19 protein-coding genes are annotated in these 23,598 nt (G+C 42.9%); 11 read left to right on the top strand and 8 right to left on the bottom strand.

The genetic code is table 11. From position 1 onward, the window contains the following. The first annotated feature begins 191 nt into the window (after positions 1-191). Both aroE and mtgA read left to right on the top strand, forming a co-directional pair. A complete protein-coding gene (aroE, locus tag H3U73_RS05605; RefSeq protein ID WP_198190164.1) occupies positions 192-1,001 on the top strand; it encodes a shikimate dehydrogenase in 810 nt (269 codons plus the stop codon). Continuing rightward, positions 998-1,693 (top strand): monofunctional biosynthetic peptidoglycan transglycosylase, encoded by a 696-nt coding sequence (gene mtgA / locus H3U73_RS05600; RefSeq protein ID WP_198190163.1) that lies wholly within the window; start codon positions 998-1,000, stop codon positions 1,691-1,693. The genes aroE and mtgA overlap by 4 nt, the downstream gene beginning before the upstream one ends. A gap of 34 nt (positions 1,694-1,727) precedes the next feature. On the opposite strand, the gene H3U73_RS05595 is transcribed toward mtgA, so the two are convergent. Continuing rightward, on the bottom strand, positions 1,728-1,994 hold the full coding sequence (locus tag H3U73_RS05595) for a chaperone modulator CbpM (protein WP_078475325.1): 267 nt from the start codon (positions 1,992-1,994) through the stop codon (positions 1,728-1,730). A gap of 15 nt (positions 1,995-2,009) precedes the next feature. Next, the gene (locus tag H3U73_RS05590; RefSeq protein WP_198190162.1) at positions 2,010-2,978 is read right to left on the bottom strand and encodes a DnaJ C-terminal domain-containing protein; all 969 of its coding nucleotides are present in this window, start codon (positions 2,976-2,978) and stop codon (positions 2,010-2,012) included. A gap of 952 nt (positions 2,979-3,930) precedes the next feature. Here H3U73_RS05590 and aceE point away from each other — a divergent pair. The 6 genes from aceE (at position 3,931) to H3U73_RS05560 (ending at position 13,028) form a co-directional block, all read left to right on the top strand. After that, a complete protein-coding gene (gene aceE / locus H3U73_RS05585; RefSeq protein WP_370570142.1) occupies positions 3,931-6,639 on the top strand; it encodes a pyruvate dehydrogenase (acetyl-transferring), homodimeric type in 2,709 nt (902 codons plus the stop codon). A gap of 109 nt (positions 6,640-6,748) precedes the next feature. Next, complete coding sequence (gene aceF, locus H3U73_RS05580) at positions 6,749-8,389, top strand: dihydrolipoyllysine-residue acetyltransferase (protein WP_198190161.1); 1,641 nt, start codon at positions 6,749-6,751, stop codon at positions 8,387-8,389. A gap of 112 nt (positions 8,390-8,501) precedes the next feature. Then, positions 8,502-10,253, top strand: a complete 1,752-nt coding sequence (gene lpdA / locus H3U73_RS05575; RefSeq protein WP_198190160.1) for a dihydrolipoyl dehydrogenase — start codon at positions 8,502-8,504, stop codon at positions 10,251-10,253. Positions 10,254-10,526: 273 nt separating this feature from the next. Next, on the top strand, positions 10,527-11,654 hold the full coding sequence (locus tag H3U73_RS05570; protein ID WP_084549997.1) for an AI-2E family transporter: 1,128 nt from the start codon (positions 10,527-10,529) through the stop codon (positions 11,652-11,654). Between the two features lie 121 nt (positions 11,655-11,775). After that, a complete protein-coding gene (gene rpsT / locus H3U73_RS05565; RefSeq protein ID WP_025330392.1) occupies positions 11,776-12,042 on the top strand; it encodes a 30S ribosomal protein S20 in 267 nt (88 codons plus the stop codon). Positions 12,043-12,074: 32 nt separating this feature from the next. Further along, on the top strand, positions 12,075-13,028 hold the full coding sequence (locus H3U73_RS05560) for a bile acid:sodium symporter family protein (RefSeq protein WP_084549991.1): 954 nt from the start codon (positions 12,075-12,077) through the stop codon (positions 13,026-13,028). 152 nt (positions 13,029-13,180) lie between these two features. Here H3U73_RS05560 and recX read toward each other — a convergent pair whose 3' ends face one another. The 4 genes from recX to H3U73_RS05540 all read right to left on the bottom strand — a co-directional run bounded on the left by recX (position 13,181) and on the right by H3U73_RS05540 (position 16,883). Next, on the bottom strand, positions 13,181-13,651 hold the full coding sequence (gene recX / locus H3U73_RS05555) for a recombination regulator RecX (protein WP_084549989.1): 471 nt from the start codon (positions 13,649-13,651) through the stop codon (positions 13,181-13,183). Then, positions 13,648-14,355: a phosphoglycolate phosphatase gene (locus H3U73_RS05550; protein ID WP_198190159.1), complete on the bottom strand. Its 708-nt coding sequence runs from the start codon at positions 14,353-14,355 to the stop codon at positions 13,648-13,650. The genes recX and H3U73_RS05550 overlap by 4 nt, the downstream gene beginning before the upstream one ends. Positions 14,356-14,512: 157 nt before the next feature. After that, a complete protein-coding gene (locus tag H3U73_RS05545) occupies positions 14,513-15,583 on the bottom strand; it encodes an aldose epimerase family protein (protein ID WP_198190158.1) in 1,071 nt (356 codons plus the stop codon). Then, positions 15,570-16,883, bottom strand: a complete 1,314-nt coding sequence (locus H3U73_RS05540) for a replication-associated recombination protein A (protein ID WP_198190157.1) — start codon at positions 16,881-16,883, stop codon at positions 15,570-15,572. The genes H3U73_RS05545 and H3U73_RS05540 overlap by 14 nt, the downstream gene beginning before the upstream one ends. Positions 16,884-17,051: 168 nt before the next feature. On the opposite strand from H3U73_RS05540, the gene H3U73_RS05535 reads away from it, so the two are divergent. Continuing rightward, positions 17,052-17,399, top strand: a complete 348-nt coding sequence (locus H3U73_RS05535; RefSeq protein WP_084549983.1) for a hypothetical protein — start codon at positions 17,052-17,054, stop codon at positions 17,397-17,399. Between the two features lie 38 nt (positions 17,400-17,437). Next, positions 17,438-18,853, top strand: a complete 1,416-nt coding sequence (gene thrC / locus H3U73_RS05530) for a threonine synthase (protein WP_084549981.1) — start codon at positions 17,438-17,440, stop codon at positions 18,851-18,853. Between the two features lie 65 nt (positions 18,854-18,918). On the opposite strand, the gene H3U73_RS05525 is transcribed toward thrC, so the two are convergent. Beyond that, positions 18,919-20,421: a sodium:proton antiporter gene (locus H3U73_RS05525; protein WP_078475313.1), complete on the bottom strand. Its 1,503-nt coding sequence runs from the start codon at positions 20,419-20,421 to the stop codon at positions 18,919-18,921. A 104-nt stretch (positions 20,422-20,525) separates the two neighbouring features. Then, entirely contained in the window at positions 20,526-21,464 is a 939-nt protein-coding gene (locus tag H3U73_RS05520) for a Dyp-type peroxidase (protein WP_084549979.1), read from the bottom strand. Positions 21,465-21,795: 331 nt separating this feature from the next. On the opposite strand from H3U73_RS05520, the gene H3U73_RS05515 reads away from it, so the two are divergent. Then, complete coding sequence (locus H3U73_RS05515) at positions 21,796-23,526, top strand: cation:proton antiporter (protein ID WP_078475311.1); 1,731 nt, start codon at positions 21,796-21,798, stop codon at positions 23,524-23,526. Positions 23,527-23,598 lie beyond the last annotated feature (72 nt).

The raw sequence follows: 23,598 nt of genomic DNA, 5'->3' as shown, positions 1-23,598 counted from the left end.
GGTCTGGTTTTCAGGCTAAAAAACTAATTTTATTCAGTCAGAAATTTATTTAGTGACCAGATATGCATACGTATGAAAGCCAGCGTCTGCTTATCATGAAAGAAAAATTAATGGTTTTATGATAGGGTTTTGCCTTTGACCGGTGTAGTCTGGATAATGGCGACAGTTATTTACATAGCAGAGGGGAGTCAATGAGTATATTTGCAGTATTGGGTAATCCTGTAGCGCATAGTCGTTCTCCGCAAATTCATCAGGCTTTTGCTGCTCAGCACGGTCAAAAGTTAATTTATGAGCGGCGTCTGATTGCTTTAGATGATTTTGCTGTACAAGCCAGAGAATTTTTTAAAGCCGGCGGAACCGGGGCTAATGTTACTGTGCCTTTTAAGCATGAGGCTTATATTCTGGCTGATGTGCTGACTGAACGGGCTAAAGCAGCAAAAGCTGTTAATACTTTATTCTGGCGCAACGGACAGTTGCTGGGAGACAATACTGACGGTATTGGTCTGGTGCGGGCAATTGAAGAATTACTGTCATTTTCTCTGAGTAATAAACATATATTACTGCTGGGAGCCGGTGGTGCAGCATGTGGTGTCATTCAGCCGCTTTTACAGCAACTGCCGGCTTCACTGACCATTGCTAACCGTTCAGTTGAAAAAGCGCAGTTGCTTGCTCAAGAGCATAATGTAAACTGGTGTGCAGTAACGCAGATAAAACCGGAATATGATGTCATTATCAATGCTACCTCAGGTAGTTTACACGGGCAGAAATTATCTGTGTCTGCGCCAGTACTGGCCAGAGCACAACTGGTTTACGATATGATGTATTCGGCAAAGCTAACCCCTTTTTTGCTTCAGGCTCATGAAGCAGGGTGTCGGCATCTGGCTGATGGTCTTGGTATGCTGGTAGCGCAGGCAGCAGCCTCATATGCATTGTGGCATGGTTTTAATCCTGATATCCGGCCGGTAACCGAGCAGATACGTAAAGAAATGGAACAGTCATGAAAATCGTGCGTAATTTGTTTATTGTGCTCGTTACGCTGTTTTTGCTGTTTAATGTTTATATTTATGGCAGTCTGTTAATCTATCGGACAGTAGCGCCGCACCGTACCATGTTTATGTTGTTACGTATGCATGAGCTGGCTGAAACTCACCCGGATACGCAGTTGAATTATCAGTGGGTAGCTTACAACCGTATTTCGCCAAATCTGAAAAAAGCGCTGATTGCCTCAGAAGATGCGCGTTTTGCCGAACATGATGGTTTTGACTGGAATGGTATCCGTACGGCAATTAAAAAAAATGAACGTCAGGGTAATATTAAGGCTGGCGGGTCAACCATCAGCCAGCAGCTGGCTAAAAATCTGTTTTTATCTGAAAGTCGCAGTTACTGGCGTAAGGCAGAAGAAGCAGTGATTACTTCGCTGCTTGAAGCTACAACCAATAAAGACCGGATTTTTGCGCTATATCTGAATGTAATTGAGTGGGGATATGGGGTATACGGTGCCGAAGCGGCCAGTGAAACGATTTATGGACGAACCGCCATGCAGTTGTCTCCGCAGCAGGCAGCCAAACTCGCTGCGCGTGTACCCAGACCGCTGTATTACATTGATCATCCGCGAGATAAAGAAATCCGCCGTAAAGCCAATGTTATTTTACGGCGAATGGGTTCTGCACAATTGCCGGATAATGACCAGTAACTGCAAAGAGTATTGGTTAATTACTCACTCCAGATTAACCGCGTCGGCGTAAATCTTCTACTTCATCCAGTAATTGCAGAATCAGTGCAGTGGCACTCGCACTGGCATCAAAATCACGATGAATACGCCATGCGCGGCGGGCAATAGCCATATGGTAGCCACTATAGCGCGCCAATTGCGGTTCTTGTTCAACAGGAATAACGCTTTCAGCAATCAGGCTTAATATCCAGTTACTCTGATTGTCACAGGCACGAACCAGATCATCAAAGCTCAATTCAATATCTTGTTGATTTTTATTCATTCTTCGCTCCTGTTATCAAACATGATTCTGGGGTTTAAAACCGGCGTAATGCGTGGCAAGTGCCTGCCATGCGGCACGGTCTGCTTCGTTACTGGCTTGTGGCAGCACAATATTAATCAGCAGATACAAATCACCGGCTGCTTTTGCCGGTATACCTTTACCTTTCAGGCGCATTTTCTGCCCGTTGTGGCTGTTGGCAGGAATATTGACACTCAGTTTGCCGGCTGGAGTGGTGATATCTGTTTTACCGCCTAATGCAGCAGTCCAGGGAGCGACGTTGATACGCTGGTAAACATCTTTACGGTTCTGGACATATAAATTATCCTGATTACGGAAACTGATTTTTAAATATAAATCTCCGGATGAACCACCGTTAAAACCAGGTAATCCCTGACCGCTAAGCCGGATTTGCTGACCTTCAGTAATTCCTGCCGGAATTTTTACATTGAGTGTTTTACGCTCATAAGCCATTTGCCCCTGAGCATTCAGTGTAGGCATATCCAGGGATAAATTACGCTGTGCTCCCTGATAGGCTGCGGCAATATCAATAATCAGCTCAGCATGCTGGTCTTCTCCGCCTGCCGGACCGCTTCGGCGTTGTTGAAAGCCTTGTCTTGCACTGCTGCCGAAAGCAGAGAACAAGTCGTCAAAACGAAAATCGCCATTGCCAAAGGCTCCGTTCTGGCCAAAGTGACTCGGGTCAAAATCATACTGCTGATAACTGTAATCACCCTGGCTGCCTCCAGCCTGCCGGCTGCTATGCCGGAACGGATTGTCCAGCATTTCATCATATTCAGCCCGTTTTTCCTTATCATGTAAGGTTTCATAAGCAATATTGATTTCACTAGTTTTAGCTACGGCATCAGGATCTTTACTTACATCTGGGTGATATTTGCGAACCAGTTTACGATAAGCTTTTTTGATATCGTCTTCGCTGGCCTTTCGATCAACACCCAGAATTTCATAATAATTGCGTTCAGCCATATTTTATCCTTTGCTGAAATTTCTATTCGTTTTCAAAATACTATTTAAATTAAAATAAGGTCAAATGATTAAGATTTAAAGTGCTTATTTTAGGTAGTAAAAACAATTAATAAAATGTATATTTGTGTTTTAATTATAGTTAAATAAAAATGAAATGATTAATTTTTGAAGTCTGAAAGAAATTAAAACTTGATTTAATAATGCGATAAAGAAAAATTGTAATAATCCAGCTAATATAATATTGATTATACTAAATAAATTATAAATTGAGATTGAAAATAACAGAATGTGAAATAATTTTATGGGATCAGTTTATGATAATTATTTAACATTAAACTATAAATAAAATTCTAAAGAATTAAAACTAAGATAAAAATAAAGAAAATCTCATTTGTCTGAATAAAACTGATACTGATAACTTGATTTAGGTTTGGTTGTTTAAAGCAGCGAATAAACAAATATGATTACTCATTAATAGCGTTTGTATAAAATAAAATTTATTTGTTAATAAATGCCAACTAATGTGCATAAATTCAAAAATAATTTCAATTCTGAATTTATTAATAAGAAATAGTTTTTGTTAATGATAATTACGTATTTGGTATTAATATAACTTATTATATTTACTTTTGTTTTATCTAATTACCTGTTTTTGGCATAGTAAAAATCATTTACCACATTCTGATAAAATTTCTGTGATAATTTGTTTACTTGTTTTAAATCAGAAAATTGGTGTAAAAATACATTGCTGTTTAGGTATTACGCTGGTACGATTTAAACGAAAATACAGTATGTTGCATCACAATAATATATGCTTTTATTCAACTAAGATTATGCAGATTTATTGTAAGTTATTTGAATTTATTTGTATTTCTTTTAATTAATTTGGTAAAGCATCTGGTTAATAAAGAAAATGATAAATGAAATAGCAACAACATAAAGTGTTTTGTTCATGACTCAATCCCAAATGAAAGAGGATATTGCTATGTCTGCTGACTTCCATGATCAAGATATCGATCCGATTGAAACCCAGGAATGGCTGGATTCACTCAGCTCGGTGCTGAAAGAAGAGGGACCTGAACGTGCGCATTATTTAATGGAAAGCCTGGTGCGCTATATCCGCCGCCGAGGCATTTATATGCCGTTCAGTGCCACAACAGCCTATCTGAATACTATTCCTGTTGGTAAAGAAAAAAAATCACCGGGTAATCATGAATTAGAGCACCGAATCCGATCACTGGTGCGCTGGAATGCGGCAGCACTGGTATTAAATGCCAGCAAAAAGAATCTTGAGTTGGGCGGGCATATTGCCAGCTTCCAGTCTTGTGCTACTTTATATGATGTTGGTTTCAATCACTTCTGGCATGGTAAAACAGATAATCAGGAAGGCGATCTGGTATTTTTCCAGGGTCATAGTGCACCTGGTTTCTATGCACGTGCATTTGTTGAAGGCCGCTTAACTGAAGAACAGATGAGTAATTTCCGTCAGGAAGTACATGGTAATGGCCTGTCTTCTTATCCTCATCCATGGCTGATGCCTGACTTCTGGCAGTTCCCGACAGTATCTATGGGTCTGGGACCAATCCAGGGTATTTATCAGGCCCGTTTGCTGAAATATCTGGAATCCCGTGGTCTGGCGAAAACTCAGGGCCGTAAAGTATGGGTATTCTGTGGTGATGGCGAAATGGATGAGCCGGAAAGTCAGGGCGCAATTGCACTGGCTGCCCGTGATGGATTAGATAACCTGATTTTTGTTGTTAACTGTAACTTGCAGCGTCTGGACGGACCGGTACGCGGTAACGGTAAAATTATTCAGGAACTGGAAGGCAACTTCCGCGGTGCCGGCTGGAATGTACTGAAAGTAATCTGGGGCAGTAAGTGGGATGCACTGCTGGCTCAGGATAAAGATAATCTGCTGAAAAAACGCATGGAAGAATGTGTTGACGGTGATTATCAGATGTATAAATCACAGAATGGCGCATATGTGCGCGAACACTTCTTCAATACGCCTGAACTGAAAGCCATGGTGGCTAATATGTCAGACGATGAAATCTGGTCACTGAACCGTGGTGGTCACGATCCGCATAAAGTGTATGCCGCTTACTATGAAGCAGTTAATAATCCGGATGGACGTCCGACTGTAATTCTGGCTAAAACCATTAAAGGTTATGGTATGGGTGCTTCTGGTGAGGCACAGAATACTGCTCACCAGGCTAAGAAAATGGATATGAAATCTTTGAAACAGTTCCGTGATCGTTTCCAGATTCCGGTAACTGATGAAGAGATGGAACATACTCTGCCATTCTTCCGTCTGCCTGAAGACAGCGAAGAAATGAAATACATGAAAGAGCGTCGTGCTCAGCTGGGTGGTTTCCTGCCTTACCGTCATCCTGATTCTGAGCAGCTGCCAATTCCGCCATTAAGTGAATTTGAAGCTCAGCTGCAGGATAGCGGAGACCGTGAATTCTCTACAACAATGGCCTTCGTACGTATTCTGAGTACACTGCTTAAAGATAAAAATATCGGCAAGCGGATTGTGCCGATTGTGCCGGATGAAAGCCGTACATTCGGTATGGAAGGTCTGTTCCGTCAGTATGCTATCTGGAATCCGAAAGGTCAGATTTACACCCCGCAGGATCACGACCAGCTGATGTTCTATAAAGAATCTAAAAATGGTCAGATTTTCCAGGAAGGTATTAATGAGCCGGGTGCAATGAGTTCATGGATTGCTGCTGCAACAAGCTATTCCAATAATGATTGCCCGCTAATCCCGTTCTATATTTATTATTCAATGTTTGGTTTCCAGCGTATCGGCGATCTGGCCTGGGCTGCCGGTGATCAGCGTGCCCGCGGCTTTATGCTGGGTGGTACTTCCGGCCGTACAACTCTGAACGGTGAAGGCTTGCAGCATCAGGATGGTCATAGCCATATTCAGGCTGAGCTGATTCCAAACTGCATTTCCTATGACCCGTCCTTCTCTTATGAAGTTGCTGTCATTATTCAGCATGGTCTGCAGCGCATGTATGTAGACCGTGAAGATGTGTTCTATTACATCACTCTGATGAACCAGAACTATAAACATCCGGCTATGCCGCAGCGTGAAGGAATCGAACAGCAGATTCTGAAAGGTATGTATCTGTTGCAGGAAGGTGGCAGCGGTAAACTGAAAGTGCAGTTAATGGGTTCCGGTGTTATTTTGCAGGAAGTGATTGCTGCAGCAGAACTGCTGAAACAGGATTTCGATGTTGATGCCAATATCTGGAGTGTGACTTCATTTAATGAACTGTACCGTGATGGTATTGATATCGAACGCTACAACCGTCTGCATCCGACCGATACCCAGAAAGTACCTTATGTGACTCAATTACTGTCTGGTCATGAAGGTCCGATTGTGGCTTCAACCGATTATGTACGTCACTTTGCTGACCGTATTCGTGCTTATGTACCACAGGATGTGTTCACAGTTCTGGGTACAGATGGCTTTGGTCGCAGTGATTCCCGTGACAATTTGCGTGAGTTCTTTGAAATCAACCGTTACCACGTGGCTGTAGCTGCTCTGAATGGTCTGGCTGATGAAGGCAAGATCAGTAAACAGGTGGTACAGGATGCCATCAATAAATATGGTATCAAGGCTGATGTAGAACCGAGCTGGGCACGTTAATAAACCCAATGCCTGAAGTTCATTCGGATTTCAGGCAGGTTTTGCTGGCTGTGCAAGCTAATGATTGTCGGACGCAGGCTTAAGCCTGCTGTCATCAAAGGACATAATGATGAGTCAGATTGTAGAAATAAAAGTGCCTGATATCGGTAATTATACCGGTGTCGATGTTATTGACGTGGCGGTCAAAGTTGGCGATAGCATTGCGGTAGACGATACCCTGATTACGCTTGAAACAGATAAAGCCACTATGGACGTTCCTGCTGATAAGGCTGGTGTGGTGAAAGAAGTCTTGGTTAAAGTAGGTGATAAAGTATCTGAAGGTAATGTGATTGTGAAAGTAGAAACTTCTGCTGCCGCAAGTGCATCTTCATCTGCTGGTACCACTACTGAAGCTCCGGTTAAGGCAACAACTACCGAAGCAGCCGGTACAGCTGCTCAGTCTGTTGCTGTGAAAGTGCCGGATATCGGTAATTTCTCGAATGTTGATGTAATTGAAGTAGATATTAAGGTTGGTGATGATGTGGCTGTTGATCAGACACTGGTTACCCTGGAAACTGATAAAGCGACGATGGATGTACCGTCTACTGTTGCCGGTAAAGTAACGGCTGTACATGTAAAAGTTGGCGATAAAGTATCAGAAGGAAGTGCTCTGATTGAAGTGGCTGTTGCTCCGGCAAGTGCTACTGCCGCACCGTTAACGCCGGAACAAAAAGAAGCTTCTGAAATCAAAAAACAGGTTGCTGCCACACCATCTGCTGAAAATAACGAATTACGTGCCGAAATCAAAAGCCACGTGCCTCAGGCTTTTGGCAGCTCTGATATTGATGAGAAAGGTTTTGAAAAAGCCCATGCCAGCCCGTCTGTACGCAAACTGGCTCGTGAACTTGGCGTAGATTTAGGACGTGTGAGTGGTAGTGGACGTAAAGGGCGCATTACCCCTGTTGATCTGCGTGAATTTGTTAAATCGGTTATGCAGAAGGTTGAGCAGGGTGGTAGTGGTGCTTCTCTCGGAGGCGGGCTGGATTTATTGCCATGGCCTAAAGTAGATTTCAGCAAATTTGGTGAAATTGAAGTTAAAGAACTGTCACGAATCAAGAAAATCTCTGGTCAGAATCTGGCTCGTAACTGGGTAATGATTCCTCATGTTACTTTGCATGAAGATGCAGACATGACAGATCTGGAGGCTTTCCGTAAACAGCTGAATAAAGAATGGGAGCGTGCCGGTATTAAAGTATCTCCGCTGGCTTTCATTATTCTGGCCTGCGTGAAAGCATTACAGGAATTCCCTGAATTTAATTCTTCGCTTGATGGTGATAACCTGATTCTGAAGAAATACATTCATATCGGTTTTGCCGCTGATACGCCGAATGGTCTGGTTGTGCCGGTTATTAAAAACGCTGACCAGAAAGGTCTGAAAGAAATCACGCAGGAACTGGCTGATATGAGTAAGCGTGCTCGTGAAGGCAAGCTGAAACCTCAGGAAATGCAAGGCGCTTCTTTCACCATTTCTTCTTTAGGCGGTATTGGCGGTACAGGCTTTACGCCTATTGTTAATGCACCGGAAGTGGCTATTCTGGGCGTTTGTAAATCACAGATCAAACCGACCTGGAATGGTAAGGAATTTGAGCCGCGCTTACAATGCCCGCTGTCTCTGTCTTTTGACCACCGTGTGATTGATGGTGCGGCCGGTATGCGTTTTCTGGTATTTATCAGCCAGCTGCTGGCTGATTTCCGCCGTGTATCTCTGTAAGTTTTTAAATAACAGGCTGCCTGAAAACAGATTGGTTTCTGGCAGCCTGTATACATGAAATACAGGCAATTACTGTTGTATCTAATGCAACAGTCAGGCAAAAGGTAAGACCATGAGCTTAATTGAATTGAAAGTACCGGATATCGGCAATTATAAAGATGTCGATATTATTGCGGTAGAAATCAAACCGGGCGATACCGTTGCGGTAGATGACACACTGATTACGCTGGAAACAGATAAAGCCACGATGGATGTACCGGCAGAAACAGCCGGTGTGGTGAAAGAGGTTAAAGTTAAAGTTGGTGATAAAATTTCTGAAGGCGGTGTGATTGCAGTAGTAGAAGCTGTTGCTAAACCGGCAGCAAGTGCTCCTGCAGCTGAAAGTGCACCGGTAGCAGCACCTCAGGCAGCCAGTTACTCCGGCAGCAGTGATGCTGAGTACGATGTTGTTGTACTTGGCGGCGGCCCGGGTGGGTATTCTGCAGCTTTTGCCGCAGCTGATGAAGGCCTGAAAGTTGCCATCGTGGAACGTTATGCAACTTTAGGCGGCGTTTGTTTGAATGTTGGTTGCATTCCATCCAAAGCTTTACTGCATAATGCAGCTGTAATCGATGAAGTTAAAGAACTGAAAGCCAATGGTATTGAGTATCCGGCACCAAAAATTGATATCGACCAGTTGCGCAGCTACAAGGAAAAAGTAGTAGCGAGAATGACCGGCGGTCTGGCCGGCATGGCTAAAACCCGTAAAGTTGATATTATTCGCGGTAATGGTCGTTATATCGATCCGCATCATATTGAAGTCAAACTGACTTCAGGTGAAGGACGTGTTGAAACCGGTGAAACCAGAACACTGGCTTTTAAAAATACCATTATTGCTGCCGGCAGTCGCGTAGTTAATTTACCGTTTATTCCTGAAGATCCGCGCATTGTTGATTCAACAGGCGCTCTGGCACTGAAATTTGTGCCGGAAAAAATGCTGATAATCGGCGGCGGTATTATTGGTCTGGAAATGGGCACAGTGTACAGCACACTGGGCGCACGTCTGGATGTAGTAGAAATGATGGATGGTCTGATGCAGGGTGCTGACCGCGATATGGTCAGAATCTGGCAGAAGAAAAACGAACATCGTTTTGATAATATTATGCTGAATACCAAAACCACAGCTGTTGAAGCTAAAGAAGATGGTATTTACGTGACATTTGAAGGCGCTAAAGCTCCGACACAGCCGCAACGCTATGATTTAGTTCTGGTTGCAGCCGGTCGTGCACCCAATGGCAAGCTGATAGGCGCAGAAAACGCCGGAGTGGCCGTTACAGATCGCGGGTTTATTAATGTTGATAAGCAGATGCGTACTAATGTACCGCATATTTTTGCCATAGGTGATATTGTGGGGCAGCCGATGCTGGCGCATAAAGCTGTACATGAAGCCCATGTGGCTGCTGATAATTGTGCCGGTCATCAGGCGTATTTTGATGCACGTGTTATCCCTGGGGTGGCTTATACCAATCCGGAAGTTGCATGGGTAGGCATGACAGAAGATCAGGCGAAAAAAGACGGGGTAAAAATCACTAAATCTGTATTCCCTTGGGCTGCTTCCGGCCGTGCTGTAGCCAATGGTTGCAGTGAGGGTGCAACTAAGCTGATTTTTGACGCCGACAGTGGACTGATAATCGGCGGTGCAATTGTTGGTCCGAGTGCCGGCGATATGATTGGTGAAATCTGTCTGGCTATTGAAATGGGTTGTGATGCAGATGATATCGGTCGCACCATCCATCCTCATCCGACGCTGGGTGAATCAATAGGTATGGCGGCTGAAGTTGCTATGGGTACGTGTACTGATCTGCCACCACAGCGTAAAAAGTAAAAACTAAAATTCTTATATCACAAGCTGTCCGGTTTTTCCGGACAGCTTTTTTATTGGAAAAAGGGTAAATTCGGAAACAATTGATTAAATCAGCTGGTTAAATTAAATAATTTTTGCAAAAAAATATCAGTATCTGATACGTAAGTTACATTTAGACATTCCAGTACTGTGCTTATTCAGCTATTATCAAAATAAATATGCTGATAAATCATTATCCGTATATTGCTGTGAGCTTATATTTTTATTAATCAGTATGAGTGTAATTAAATGAATATGAACAGCAAAACCTCTTCTGGTATTGCCCCCTGGATTATAGGCGGGTTGGTACTGCTGGCAACCATCGGTCTATTTGTAGGGCTAAAACCGATTTTAATGCCTTTTGCCGCAGCCGGAGTACTGGCCTATATTTTAAATCCGTTGGTAGTAAAACTGCATAGTCTAAAAATTTCCCGCTCGCTGGCAGCAATGCTGGTGATGTTTCTGGGACTGAGTGTTATTGTGATTTTGCTGCTGATTGTGATACCGATGCTGATTAATTTGCTGGACAGTATTTATGAGAAACTGCCCGCATTTCTTGACTGGGTGCATCACCGGCTTGTTCCATGGCTTAATCAGACATTTCATATCCGTATCCGCTGGGATGCGGATTATATGTCCAAGTATGTAGCACAATGGATTCAAACTCATAATGCCAGTATTAAAGATGCCGCTTCCAAAGTTTTACCTGTAGTATGGCAGCATAGCAGTGGTATGGTAGAGTGGGTGACCAATCTGCTGTTACTGCCTTTTCTTTTATATTATTTTCTGCTGGACTGGAATCGCTGGACCTCCGGTATCCGGCATCTGATTCCGCGCCGTGCCTTACCTACTTATAATCGTATCGCAACCAATATGGATACGGTACTGGGCGAATTCCTTCGCGGCGAACTGCTCGTAATGGTAATTATGGGCATGGTTTATGGTCTGGGGCTGGCACTGGTAGGGCTGGAATCCGGATTTGCCATAGGTATGGTTGCCGGTTTGCTGGTGTTTGTACCTTATCTGGGTGCTTTTACCGGTTTGCTGCTGGCCACGCTGGCAGCATTATTGCAGTTTGATGGCTGGACAGGACTATTACTTGTCTGGGGTGTATTTGCCATTGGTCAGTTTCTGGAAAGCTTCTTTGTCACTCCGAAAATTGTGGGTGACAGAATTGGTCTGTCTCCGTTCTGGGTTATTTTCTCATTGATGGCATTCGGGCAGTTACTTGGTTTTGTCGGTATGCTGCTGGCGTTACCACTGGCTGCTATATGTCTGGTATTGATTCGGGAAGGAACTCAGGCGTACTGGAGAAGTGATTATTTCCGCAAATTACCGGAAAATAGCATAATCAAGGATGAAAAAACACAGCAGGACAGATAATCTTGGCTTCTTGTTTTTATATGTTGCCTGCTGAAAAAACAACACCAGTACTTGCATTTATGCTGTGAAGTCATTAAAATTCTGCGTTTCATGATTTGTATATGTATGTTAGGAGATATTGATGGCCAATAGTGCACAATCTCGTAAGCGCGCCCGTCAGGCACTGAAACAACGTGCCCATAACGCTAGCTTGCGTACCGCTTTTCGCACTGCGGTTAAAAAAGTATTGAAAGCCGTTGAAGCTGGTGACAAAGCAGCTGCTCAGGTTACCTACAGCGAGAGCGTTAAAGTGATTGATCGCATTGCTGATAAAGGTGTTTTCCATAAAAATAAAGCTGCACGTCATAAAAGCCGTCTGGCTGCCAAAATCAAGGCTATGGCTGCTTAAGCTGATTTTTGTCATTGCATGAGACGATTCTCATGATTGCTATTATCACAAGGCTGTTCCCATTGTGGGCAGCCTTATGTTCTATCTTTGCCTATTATAATCCTGCCGTTTTTACTCCTCTGAAATCTTATATCTCTGAAATGCTGATGCTGGTAATGCTATCCATGGGCATGACGCTGAGAATTGAGGATTTTACCCGAGTATTGAAGCGGCCGGCGCCTATTGCGGCAGGTATTGGTCTGCATTATCTGATTATGCCACTGGCGGCATGGCTGATTGCCAGATTGCTGAACATGTCACCAGAATTGCAGGCAGGAATGGTGCTGGTAGGATGTGTGGCCAGTGGTACTGCTTCGAATGTGATGGTGTTTTTATCCAAAGGTGATGTTGCACTGTCTGTCACAATCAGTGCCTTGTCTACTGTAGTGGGCATTTTTGCTACACCACTATTGGCAAAACTTTATATAGCTGCATCAATCGAAGTACCTGTCGTAAATATGCTCAGGGAAATTTTGCTGATTGTTGCCTTACCTATTGCTATAGGGGTAAGTATTAATTATTTTGCGCCGAAACTGGTAAAAAAAATTATACCTTCACTGCCACTGATAACGATGTGTATGATTATTATTGTGCTATCAACTGTGGTGTCATTAAGCAGCGATAAAATCGGAATAAAGACGGTAATTGTTGTTGTTGGTGTGATTTTGCATAATGCTTTAGGGCTGATTGGCGGTTACTGGGGTGGACGGTTGTTTGGTTTTGATAAATCCATCTGTCGCACACTGGCTCTGGAAGTAGGGATGCAGAATTCTGGTCTGGCAGCAGTATTGGGATCTGAATTTTTTGGTTCGATGGCTGCTTTACCGGGCGCAATATTTTCATTATGGCATAATATTTCCGGTTCATTTCTCGCCAGCTATTGGTCGGGAAAGCCGACAGGTACAAGTAACGACCATGTAAAACGTGAAGATGTCAGTTTACATTAATTAATTTGACATACCAAAAAAGCCCGGTTATTAGTCTGGGCTTTTTTTATTTAATAATGCTTTGCTGAATTAAATGTACAGGTATTGATTTTGTATGTATATAGACGAAATTTTGTATTTTTAGGATGTGTAGTCAGTACCTGTCATTATAATCAGTATTCATCTTCGTCAGGCAGCGAAGTATCAGCCCACGCCTGGCGGATAGCTGAGTGAATAATATCCATACTAAAACCGCGGTAAGCAAGAAAATGCATACATTTATGTTTTTCTTTTAAGTCAGCGGGAGGTTGACGATATTTTTTTTGCAAAACAGCTATAGCATTATTTGTCTGTTGTTCTCTGTCCGGTAAATAATCTGCAATCAGAGCTGCATCAACACCTTTTTGCTTCAGGCTTTGCTCTAAACGCAGATTACCATGCAGCCGGCTTTTACTATTGATATAAGTTTCCGTATATCGCTCATCTGATTGCCAGTGCTTTTGTGCCAGTTCATCCAGTAATGCTTCAAGATTGTCGTTTTCATCTGCATAAGGATTCAGCTTACGTGCCAGCTCAGCTCTGCTGATTTCCCGCCGTGCCAGTAGGGCAATGGCACGGGCACGTAAACTGATTTTTTGCTTCATGCGCGGATTTCGCTGTTAGCATGATGACGTATGCCATCATCAATATGAGGCAGATGATCAACAATAATGTCTGGTTTAGTCTGGGTGTTTTTTGCCAGCTGTGCCATATCTGCATAACCCCATGTGACGCCACAGCTTAAAGCTCCGGCTGCTTTAGCTGCCAGAATATCATTAGCAGAGTCACCAACCATCAGTAAATTTCCGACGGGTACGCCTAATACTTCTGCTGTGTGCAATAAAGGCATAGGAGAAGGTTTTTTTTCAGCCAGTGTATCACCACCCACAACCAAACTGAATGAATCAGCCAATCCAAGCTCACATAATAATTCCACAGCCAGAATTTCATTTTTATTTGTGATTACTGCTAAAGGCAAACCACGGGCACGGAATAATGCCAGTGCGGTTTCTACTTCAGGGTAGGGGCGGGTATGAACACTCAAATGAGTACGGTAATAGGAAATAAAGGCAGTAAATCCTTGTGTCCAGATGGCTTCATCCACCAGACCGTCCCGATTACCACTGAGAACCCGGTGTACAAGGCTGGATAAACCGTCACCTACATAGGTAGTCAGTTCAGATTCTGGCAATGATGACAGTCCTAGTTCCGCGCGCATATGATTGGCAGCAGCACATAAATCGGCGATTGAATCGACCAGGGTACCATCCAGATCGAATGCTATGGCATGAATATCATTCCATTTCATGATTGGCTTATTGATTGGGTAAAAGACATGCTTATTTTATCATGTTCAAATAACCAGTAAGGCTGCCGGTAGCAGTATATTTACTCTGTTTAGCAATCCGGTATTATTTAGGTTCAGACATAGCCGGATAAAACTACAGGCAATTAATCCGTTGTAGTTAGTTTATAACTGGCTGAATGGGATCACGGCTGAATATATAAGCTATATGCTGTTTAAACTTTGTACCGGCATGCAGAATATTATTCGGAAATGCATGGTGATTCGGAGCATCTGTATAGCCTTGTGGTTCAAAACAGATTGCTGCAAACGGCAGAAGTGATTTACGTGCCGGTATCTGCTGCTCAGACAGATTTTGAGCATTATAGACCACCATTACAGGTGCATCTGTTTTTACCGCCATGGACAAACCGGTATCTGGAGCACTTAAGCGCGCAACAATGTTGTTTGCTGAATTTGGTGGTAATACATAGGCCGTATCAATGATACTGCTGCCTATGGGACGTGCTGAATGAAAATCAAGCGTTGCCGGTGCCTTATGAATATCACCAGTTGGTATCATATCTTTATCAGTCACAATGACTTCTTGTGGTAACAGCCATAACTGATGTTCGCTGATCGTGCTTTCTCTCAGAGCCAGATTAAAATAACTATGCTGAGTCAGATTAATTAAAGTATCACGATCTGAATCAGCGCTGAAATCAATATTCAGTTCGTTATTTACTGTCAGGGTATAGCATACCTGTACATTCAGGTTACCCGGATAGCCTTCTTCACCATCGGCACTAAAAAGCTGCATGGTAACCGAAGCGCAATGTTCATCATTATGGGTAGCACATACTTTCCACCACTTCTGATCAAAACCAGTATATCCGCCATGCATATGATGTTCTCCCTGATTAGCAGTCAGGTGGAGCAGTTCATGGTTGAGCGGTGCATGTGCAAAGCTGATGCGTCCGGCATGCCGTCCGATTACAGCGCCCAGATGAGGATTGTTGGTACGATAACTGGTGCTGGCATAATCCTCAGCATTATTGAAACCCAGAACACATTGCACAGGATTACAATCTCTATCCGGCATGATGAGTGAGGTAATTGTGGCGCCGAAATCCATAACAGATACCTGCATCCCCTGACTGTTTGTCAGTGTCCACAATGTGGCACTTTCACCGTCTACCAAACCGAATGGCTGGGTACTAATCGTACATAATGAAAGTTCATTTGATTTCATTCTCTCCGGCCTCTTCATCAAGATTATGTAAGAACGCCAGTTTTTCGGCGATTTTAATTTCCAGCCCGCGAGCTACCGGCTGATAGAATGCCGGTTCATCCATCCCTTCAGGCATATAGGTTTCTCCGGCTGCATAGGCATTAGGTTCATCATGGGCATAGCGGTATTCACGCCCGTAGCCCAGCTCTTTCATTAACTTAGTCGGTGCATTGCGTAAATGAACCGGTACTTCATTGGACGGGTGTTTTTTGACAAAAGCACAGGCTTCGTTATAAGCAAGATAACCGGCATTGCTTTTTGCCGCACACGCCAGATACAGTACTGCCTGCGCCAGAGCCAGTTCCCCTTCAGGGCTGCCAAGTCGTTCAAAAGTCTGCGCTGCATCATTGGCTATTTGCATCGCTCTCGGATCAGCCAGACCAATATCTTCCCATGCCATACGGATTATACGTCTTGCCAGATAGCGGGGATCAGCACCACCATCCAGCATCCGGGTAAACCAGTACAGAGCGGCATTCGGATGAGATCCGCGTACTGATTTATGCAGTGCAGAAATCTGTTCGTAGAAGCTGTCGCCGCCTTTATCAAAACGGCGTAATTGCGTGCCAAGACTGCCGGCAGTTAACTCTGCGCTAATTTCAGTTTGCTGCTGTGCTTGTGCGGTATGAATCAGTTGTTCGAGTAAATTCAGAAAACGCCTGCCATCACCATCAGCGCTGTTAAGGATTAATGTCTGTGCATCCGAACTAATACTGAATGATTGAAACTCAGGCAGGCTGAAAACTTTATTTTGCAATTGTTTCAGTTCTTCAATGCTGAGTGAGTGCAGGGTATACACCTGTGATCGGCTTAGCAGTGCCGGATTAACCTCAAAAGAAGGATTTTCTGTTGTAGCGCCTATAAAAGTAAATAAGCCGTTTTCGACATAAGGTAAAAATGCATCCTGCTGTGATTTATTAAAGCGATGTACTTCATCGACAAAAAGTATGGTGCGTTGTCCCTGTTGTAAAGCCAGCTGAGCTTTTTCAACCGCAGTACGGATTTCTTTTACTCCTGAAAAAACCGCTGATAAAGGAATAAACAGAGCATTAAAGCTTTGTGCCAGAATCCGTGCCAGAGTGGTTTTACCCACGCCGGGAGGACCCCATAACAGCATGGAATGCAGGTGTCCGGTTTCTACGGCAACACGCAGAGGTTTACCTGCACCAATCAGGTGTTGCTGCCCGATTACGTCGTCCAGATTTTTCGGGCGTAACTGTTCTGCCAGTGGTGGTAAAGGTTTCTGATTAAATAAATCCATAACGTGTCATTCAGTACACGATAATTCGTGTAATATATTGTACCTGATTATGTAAACTTTGCAGGGCTGGTAACCATTGGATTATAGGTATAATCAGTATGGTTATATATTGTATAAATAAGAAAAGTTGTATTCTAGACTTAAATTTAATCCAACTGAAGAAATTACATGAGTAAAATATTGTTTTTTCTGGTTTTTATAGTTGTGGTGATAGGGGCTTATATAAATTATGACAGAAAATCAGAATACGGGCTGATATCTGGTATTGGCGGATATATGATCAATCAGGAATGTCAGCGTCAGTTTAGTCAACCGATAAATAAACAATTGACAGAATTATTTATCATCAAAAGAATCAGTCAAAAGGATTGTAACTGTATTGCAGTACATGCAAGTCGAAAACTCAGTATTAAAGAAATTGCAAAAATGGTCGATCCGCAGGTTCGTCAGCGAAGAGTGCGTGAATTTACTGTATCTCAGGCCAGAGTATGCAAGATAAGATTACAGCGTTATTAACTATAGCTCAAATATGATTAAATCATACAGGAGAAACAATGAAATACATTAGCACCAGAGGGCAGACCGCGTCAAAAAATTTCAGTCAGGCATTAATGGCCGGACTGGCAGATGACGGTGGTTTATTATTACCACAAAGCTATCCGCATATTGATACATTTACTCTTCATGAGTGGCGGTCATTAAATTATGCTGAACTGGCTATGCAGATTATCAGTCTGTTTGCTACTGATATTCCCAAAGCAGATTTACAGAAGATAGTCAGTAAGACATATACAAAAGAAATATTCGGAAGTAATGAGATTACTCCGGTCAGAACTTTGCATGATGGAATTCTGATTGAAGGACTTTCAAATGGTCCGACGCTGGCATTTAAAGATATGGCCATGCAATTATTGGGTAATTTGTTTGAGTATGTGCTGGAACGTGAAAACCGCTTTCTGAATATTATCGGCGCCACCAGTGGCGATACCGGTTCTGCTGCTGAGTATGCTCTGCGCGGCAAAAAACGGGTAAATGTATTTATGTTGTCGCCATATGGAAAAATGAGTGATTTTCAGCGTGCTCAGATGTATAGCCTGAAAGACAGTAACATTTTTAATATTGCTGTTAAAGGCATGTTCGATGATTGCCAGGATATTGTAAAAGCGCTGCAGAATGATCATGCTTTTAAGGCACACTATCATTTAAGTACAGTTAATTCTATCAACTGGGGTCGTATTGTTGCGCAGGTGGTGTATTACTTTAAGGGCTATTTTGCGGCTACCAGCACAAATGAACAGAAGGTTTCATTCTGCGTACCCAGTGGTAATTTTGGTAATGTGCTCGCAGGGCATATTGCCCGAAGCATGGGGCTGCCTATTCATCGCCTGATTGTTGCTACAAATGAAAACGATGTGTTGAATGAATTTTTCAACACTGGGCATTATCGTCCCCGTGATGCGGCACATACATTTGTTACTTCAAGCCCGTCTATGGATATTTCCAAGGCTTCCAACTTTGAACGCTTTGTTTATGATTTGCTTGACCATGATGGTTCCCATATGCAAAAACTCTGGCAGCAGGTTGCAGCTGGTGAGGGATTTGATTTAAGCCATATGCTGAATAAAATTCAGCATCAGTATGGTTTTGCTGCTGGTAAAAGTACTCATGCTGATCGTTTGCAAACCATTGCTCAGGTGTATCGGGAAGACAATGAATTGATTGATCCGCATACAGCAGATGGCGTAAAGGTAGCGCGACAGTTGCGCGAAGCCGGCGAAATCATTGTGTGTCTGGAAACTGCTCTGGCAGCTAAATTTGCACAGACCATTCATGAGGCAGTTGGAAGTGATGTAACCATACCGCGCCCTGATAATCTAGACGGACTGGAAGATTTACCACAGCATGTTACCGTGATGGATAATGATGCGGCTGCGGTTAAACGGTTTGTGGAAACACAATTAGGTAAATAAAAGTAGATGTAAGCGTTTTTAAATATTAAAGGCCGGCATGGTTATGCCGGCCTTAGTTTTTCAAATTAGAAATTATCCGGATTTTCCAGTTTATCTACTTTCTGTTTTAATTCTTCAGGAGTCAGCGCAATTTCTTCACTTGGATTAGCGGCCGCAGTGGCTACTGCAACAGGATTATAGACAGAAATGTATTCTGATCCGTCAGAACGATCCTCAATAGTGTACATCACTCCGCTGCGGTTGAAACGGTGGCACTGGCGCTGATACCAGCCTCGGAACCCGGTTTTAGGTTCATTCGGGTTGTAATAGAATGCGTTGAGTATTTCCGGTAAGCCAAGGCCACATACCACACCGGAAAGCAATACACAGATAAATGTATAACCAACCAGAATATCGCTGTATTTAGCCAATGCCGGCATATTGGCTACAGCCAGTATCAGGGCGAGAGAGATACCACCGCGTACACCCCCCCAAGATAAAATGGTAAGGCTGCCATGGTAGCTTTTCTTATATACTTTCGGAAACAACATAAATGCCAGTATGTTTCCGGCAAAACGGCTCAGATGCAGTAATACGAAAGCTATAATACCGCCGATAACCAGAGTTTTACTCATATCAACGATAAACAGTTCCAGACCGATTAAGGTAAACAGAAATGAATTGATGATGCCTTCTACAGCGTGCCAGAAGTTATTAACATCATCTATTTCTTTTTTCTGTAAAACTTCCTGCCATTTATTTCCAACGATCAAACCGCCGACAACACAGGCAATCGGGCCGGACGCATGAGCGAAATAAGCCACCAGATAAGAACCGGAAGCCAGCAAAGCTGTTGTCAGAATCAGTGATTCATTTTCATGTTTGCCATGCAACAGGCGCAATGCGCCAATGCCGAAAATAAACCCGATAATAACGGCAACAACAATTTCATAGAAGAAATTTTCAATAACACCTAAAGGAGATACGTGCTGACCATTAATCAGAGTAAGAATGGTCATAAATACAACGATACACATGGCATCATTAAATAATGATTCACCTTCCAGTTTAACCATTAAATGGCGTGGGGTACGTACTGAGCTCAGTACGCCTTTAATCCCGATAGGGTCTGTTGCACCCAGAGCAGAGCCCAGTAACAGCAGAACCAGCAGAGGAACATGATCGCCGACCAGAAACTGAAACCCATAAAGCAGACCGCCAAACAGCACTGAGCACAGCAATAATCCCAGAGTGGCCAGAATCAGAATTTGTCTCCAGTAACGCTTTAAATCAGAAATCTTAAATTTAAGAGCAGAGGAGGTCAGAATAAAGCAGATTACGCCGTTTACCAGAAAATCATAAAAATTAATATGACTTACGGCTGCCTTTAAGGCCATGATATCTACATGGATAAAATGATTGCGTCCGAATAAATTCATGCCCCATTGCAGTGCAAACACCAGAATGGCTGAAACAATCGGTACACCAATGGCCTGCGGCATATCAAATAAGCGTTTATTTAATAATGTGGTGACAATAGACAGTGAAAAAATAACCGTTATTGCCTGTAAAAAAAGTACACTACCCATGCAAACAGTTTTCCTTTATTTAAGTATTGTAATAAGTTGCTGATGAATCGAATCTGTCGCAGTTTGTAGCAGGTTCCCCTTGAATCAAAACTTGCAATAATAACTTACGAATCAAATTCATCCAGTAAATCAGGTGCTGGAATAAAATAGAGACTGCCGCTTACCGGTGTGCTGAAATCCAGCAGACGGTCTACGTGACCTTCGTCATTTCCGGTAAACATATGCTGCAGCATTTGGCGTGTTACTGCAAATGAACGTGCATAACCGATAAAAAACGTACCGTACTCATTTTTTGACGGATGAGCAAATGCTACATTGGCACGAATAATTTTCAGTTCATTGCCTTGCGCATCATAAGCCTTACTCACGTTACTATGTGCAGTTTTCGGCTTTTCTTCATCAGAAAGCTCAATGTCATTAAAACGGCGCCGGCCAATGACTTTTTCCTGTTCTTCTACTGATAATTGCCGCCATGCCTGCATGTTATGCAGATATTTCTGAGTAAAAGCATAACTGCCGTTGCGAAATAACGGATCTTCATCACCCACCAGAGCATATTCTGCTTTGGATACATCTTCCGGATTTTCAGTACCGTCAACAAAACCGATGATAGCGCGACCATCCAGATAACGGAAACCACTTACTTCATCGATGGAATAAGTCGCATCAGCCAGTAGTTCATCAATCATAGCGGCCATTTCATAACAAATATCCTGACGATCGGCACGGATATGAAAGAAAAGATCGCCTGCTGTCGCTACAGCAGTATGTTTTTCGCCTTTAATAGCAGTAAAAGGAATCAGTTCCTTAGGCTTTGGTTTACCCGGCCGCAGCCTGTCCCAGGCTTCCGAACCAATCCCCATTAATGCATTAAAATTCTCATCATGAAACCGGCCATGCATGCTGCGTACTAACGCTGAAAAACCAGTAATAAATTCGAGTACCTTGGTAATCGCTGCCTGATTATTCTGTATCCCTAACGTAATAAATAAAGCACTTTTACCCGGATAAGCTAATACTGAAGGTGTTCTGTATATTGTCATTAATAAATACTTTCCTAAACCATTATTATAATGAAATCAACGTACATTATTAAGTACAAACTGACATGAATTTAAATATTTTTAACTATGTCATAAAAATTGCCTGTAAATACGTTCAGCACTGTAAACCGAACCGAGTAATAAACCCGGCTTTTCTCACTGCCTGTATTAGTAACGTAATTAATAAATGGGGATACTTATACATAAGATATGAAAATTATCGATAAAATATGATAATTATAACCTAAAAGCGTATAAAAGCTTTTATTTGCTGATATTTTTCCGCTAGTATAGATTACTTACTATTATTTACTATTACCCTGAGAAAGCAATGCATCACTCATTTCCATTGGTTGAAACCATCGTAGGTGGTTTATTTTTCGCCTTTGTGCTCGGTTATATCGCACATAAGCTGCGTATGCCCCCGCTGGTCGGCTATCTGCTGGCCGGCATAATTGTCGGACCGTATACCAAAGGATTTACTGCAGATATGCATTTATCACAGCAGTTGGCCGAACTGGGCGTGATTTTGCTGATGTTTGGGGTGGGACTGCATTTTTCCATTCGCGATTTACTTGCGGTTAAGCGGGTAGCAATACCAGGCGCACTTATCCAGATTATTCTGGCTACTTTACTTGGCTGGCTGCTTGCTTATCTGGCTGGCTGGACAACAGGTGCCGGTATCGTCTTCGGATTGGCTCTATCTTGTGCTTCAACTGTTGTCTTAATAGCGGCTTTACAGCGCTGGCATTTGGGGGATTCTACACAGGGGCGAATTGCCACCGGCTGGCTGATTGTTGAAGATATTGCCATGGTGTTTGTGCTGGTGATGATTCCGGCTCTGGCGCCGGTTTTATCAGGAGAGGGAGCTGTTTCCAGTGCAAATTTGCTTTATTTGCTGGGTAAAACCGGAGTACAAATCATTGCATTTATACTGGTTATGCTTTTTCTTGGTCGCAGAATAATTCCATGGTCTTTACAGCGTGTAGTGAGCACCGGAAGTCCTGAGTTGTTTCGTCTGGCTGTCATTGCTATTGCTTTAGGCTGTGCCATACTGGCCAATTATTTCTTTGGTGTGTCGTTTGCTCTGGGTGCTTTTTTTGCCGGAGCCATCATCAGCGAAACCAGTATGAATCACACTGCTGAAGAAGCATCCGGCGGCTTACGTGATTTTTTTACCGTACTGTTTTTTGTTTCAGTGGGTATGCTGTTTGATCCTAGTATTATTGTCCGTAACCCACTATTACTCTTAGCCACTTTATTGGTGGTAGTAATAGGTAAAAGTGCGGGAGCATTTTTGATTGTGCGTGTATTCGGCTATCCGCCTCAAACTGCACTAACAATTGCTGTTGCGCTGGCTCAGATCGGTGAGTTTTCCTTCATGATTGCCAGTCTGGGCGCGGTATACAATATTTTGCCACAATTAGCCAGTGATCTGATTCTGGGTAGTGCACTAATATCCATAATCTGTAACCCGTTTTTATTTGTCTGGCTGAACCACTATCTGGAAAAACAGTCACAGCAAAAAACTTCTGCTACAACCATTGTGTCCGAGAATAATCGATTATCGGATAAACCTCATGCAAAAGTAGCTGCACCGATTAAGCCGGTTTCAATCTATTTTGTAGATGAAGATATGGCTATTGCTCCTGCGGTGAGCGATCATACAGTGTTGGTGGGTGCAGGCCCGGTCGGACAAGAAATAATCAGACATTTGCACGCACGTAATGAAACAGTCTATGTACAGGAAAATCGTTTAGAAGTTGTTACCGAGTTGCGTGCACGTCAGATACCCGTTGCCTATGGGCATGCATTATCAGATGGGATGCTGGACGCTGTATTTGTCGCTCAGGCTAAAAATCTGATTATTACTATTCAGAATAAAACTGAAGTGATATCAATTATAAAGGCTGCTATCGCGCTTAATCCGCAACTGCACATAGTCACATTCAGCAGATATGAACAGGACAAACAATTGTTTATTCAGGCAGGGGCAACCAAAGTTGTTGACAGTCAGCTCGTACTGGCCAATGAAATTATGCAAGCATTCGGACAGGTCTGAAAACTGACATTGATTCCAATAGAAAAATATAATTTTTTTATTAGTTTTTTAAAAATAATCCAATATCCTGAG

The sequence above is a fragment of the Snodgrassella sp. W8124 genome (assembly GCF_016100875.1).
GTDB lineage: Bacteria > Pseudomonadota > Gammaproteobacteria > Burkholderiales > Neisseriaceae > Snodgrassella > Snodgrassella alvi.
This window is presented reverse-complemented; position numbering and strand designations above follow the sequence as displayed.

Excerpts from the sequence above, each read along its gene's own strand:
- aroE (WP_198190164.1), top strand. The coding sequence starts at position 192 with ATGAGTATATTTGCAGTATTGGGTAATCCTGTAGCGCATAGTCGTTCT.
- mtgA (WP_198190163.1), top strand. The coding sequence starts at position 998 with ATGAAAATCGTGCGTAATTTGTTTATTGTGCTCGTTACGCTGTTTTTG.
- H3U73_RS05595 (WP_078475325.1), bottom strand. The coding sequence starts at position 1,994 with ATGAATAAAAATCAACAAGATATTGAATTGAGCTTTGATGATCTGGTT.
- H3U73_RS05590 (WP_198190162.1), bottom strand. The coding sequence starts at position 2,978 with ATGGCTGAACGCAATTATTATGAAATTCTGGGTGTTGATCGAAAGGCC.
- aceE (WP_370570142.1), top strand. The coding sequence starts at position 3,931 with ATGACTCAATCCCAAATGAAAGAGGATATTGCTATGTCTGCTGACTTC.
- aceF (WP_198190161.1), top strand. The coding sequence starts at position 6,749 with ATGAGTCAGATTGTAGAAATAAAAGTGCCTGATATCGGTAATTATACC.
- lpdA (WP_198190160.1), top strand. The coding sequence starts at position 8,502 with ATGAGCTTAATTGAATTGAAAGTACCGGATATCGGCAATTATAAAGAT.
- H3U73_RS05570 (WP_084549997.1), top strand. The coding sequence starts at position 10,527 with ATGAACAGCAAAACCTCTTCTGGTATTGCCCCCTGGATTATAGGCGGG.
- rpsT (WP_025330392.1), top strand. The coding sequence starts at position 11,776 with ATGGCCAATAGTGCACAATCTCGTAAGCGCGCCCGTCAGGCACTGAAA.
- H3U73_RS05560 (WP_084549991.1), top strand. The coding sequence starts at position 12,075 with ATGATTGCTATTATCACAAGGCTGTTCCCATTGTGGGCAGCCTTATGT.
- recX (WP_084549989.1), bottom strand. The coding sequence starts at position 13,651 with ATGAAGCAAAAAATCAGTTTACGTGCCCGTGCCATTGCCCTACTGGCA.
- H3U73_RS05550 (WP_198190159.1), bottom strand. The coding sequence starts at position 14,355 with ATGAAATGGAATGATATTCATGCCATAGCATTCGATCTGGATGGTACC.
- H3U73_RS05545 (WP_198190158.1), bottom strand. The coding sequence starts at position 15,583 with ATGAAATCAAATGAACTTTCATTATGTACGATTAGTACCCAGCCATTC.
- H3U73_RS05540 (WP_198190157.1), bottom strand. The coding sequence starts at position 16,883 with ATGGATTTATTTAATCAGAAACCTTTACCACCACTGGCAGAACAGTTA.
- H3U73_RS05535 (WP_084549983.1), top strand. The coding sequence starts at position 17,052 with ATGAGTAAAATATTGTTTTTTCTGGTTTTTATAGTTGTGGTGATAGGG.
- thrC (WP_084549981.1), top strand. The coding sequence starts at position 17,438 with ATGAAATACATTAGCACCAGAGGGCAGACCGCGTCAAAAAATTTCAGT.
- H3U73_RS05525 (WP_078475313.1), bottom strand. The coding sequence starts at position 20,421 with ATGGGTAGTGTACTTTTTTTACAGGCAATAACGGTTATTTTTTCACTG.
- H3U73_RS05520 (WP_084549979.1), bottom strand. The coding sequence starts at position 21,464 with ATGACAATATACAGAACACCTTCAGTATTAGCTTATCCGGGTAAAAGT.
- H3U73_RS05515 (WP_078475311.1), top strand. The coding sequence starts at position 21,796 with ATGCATCACTCATTTCCATTGGTTGAAACCATCGTAGGTGGTTTATTT.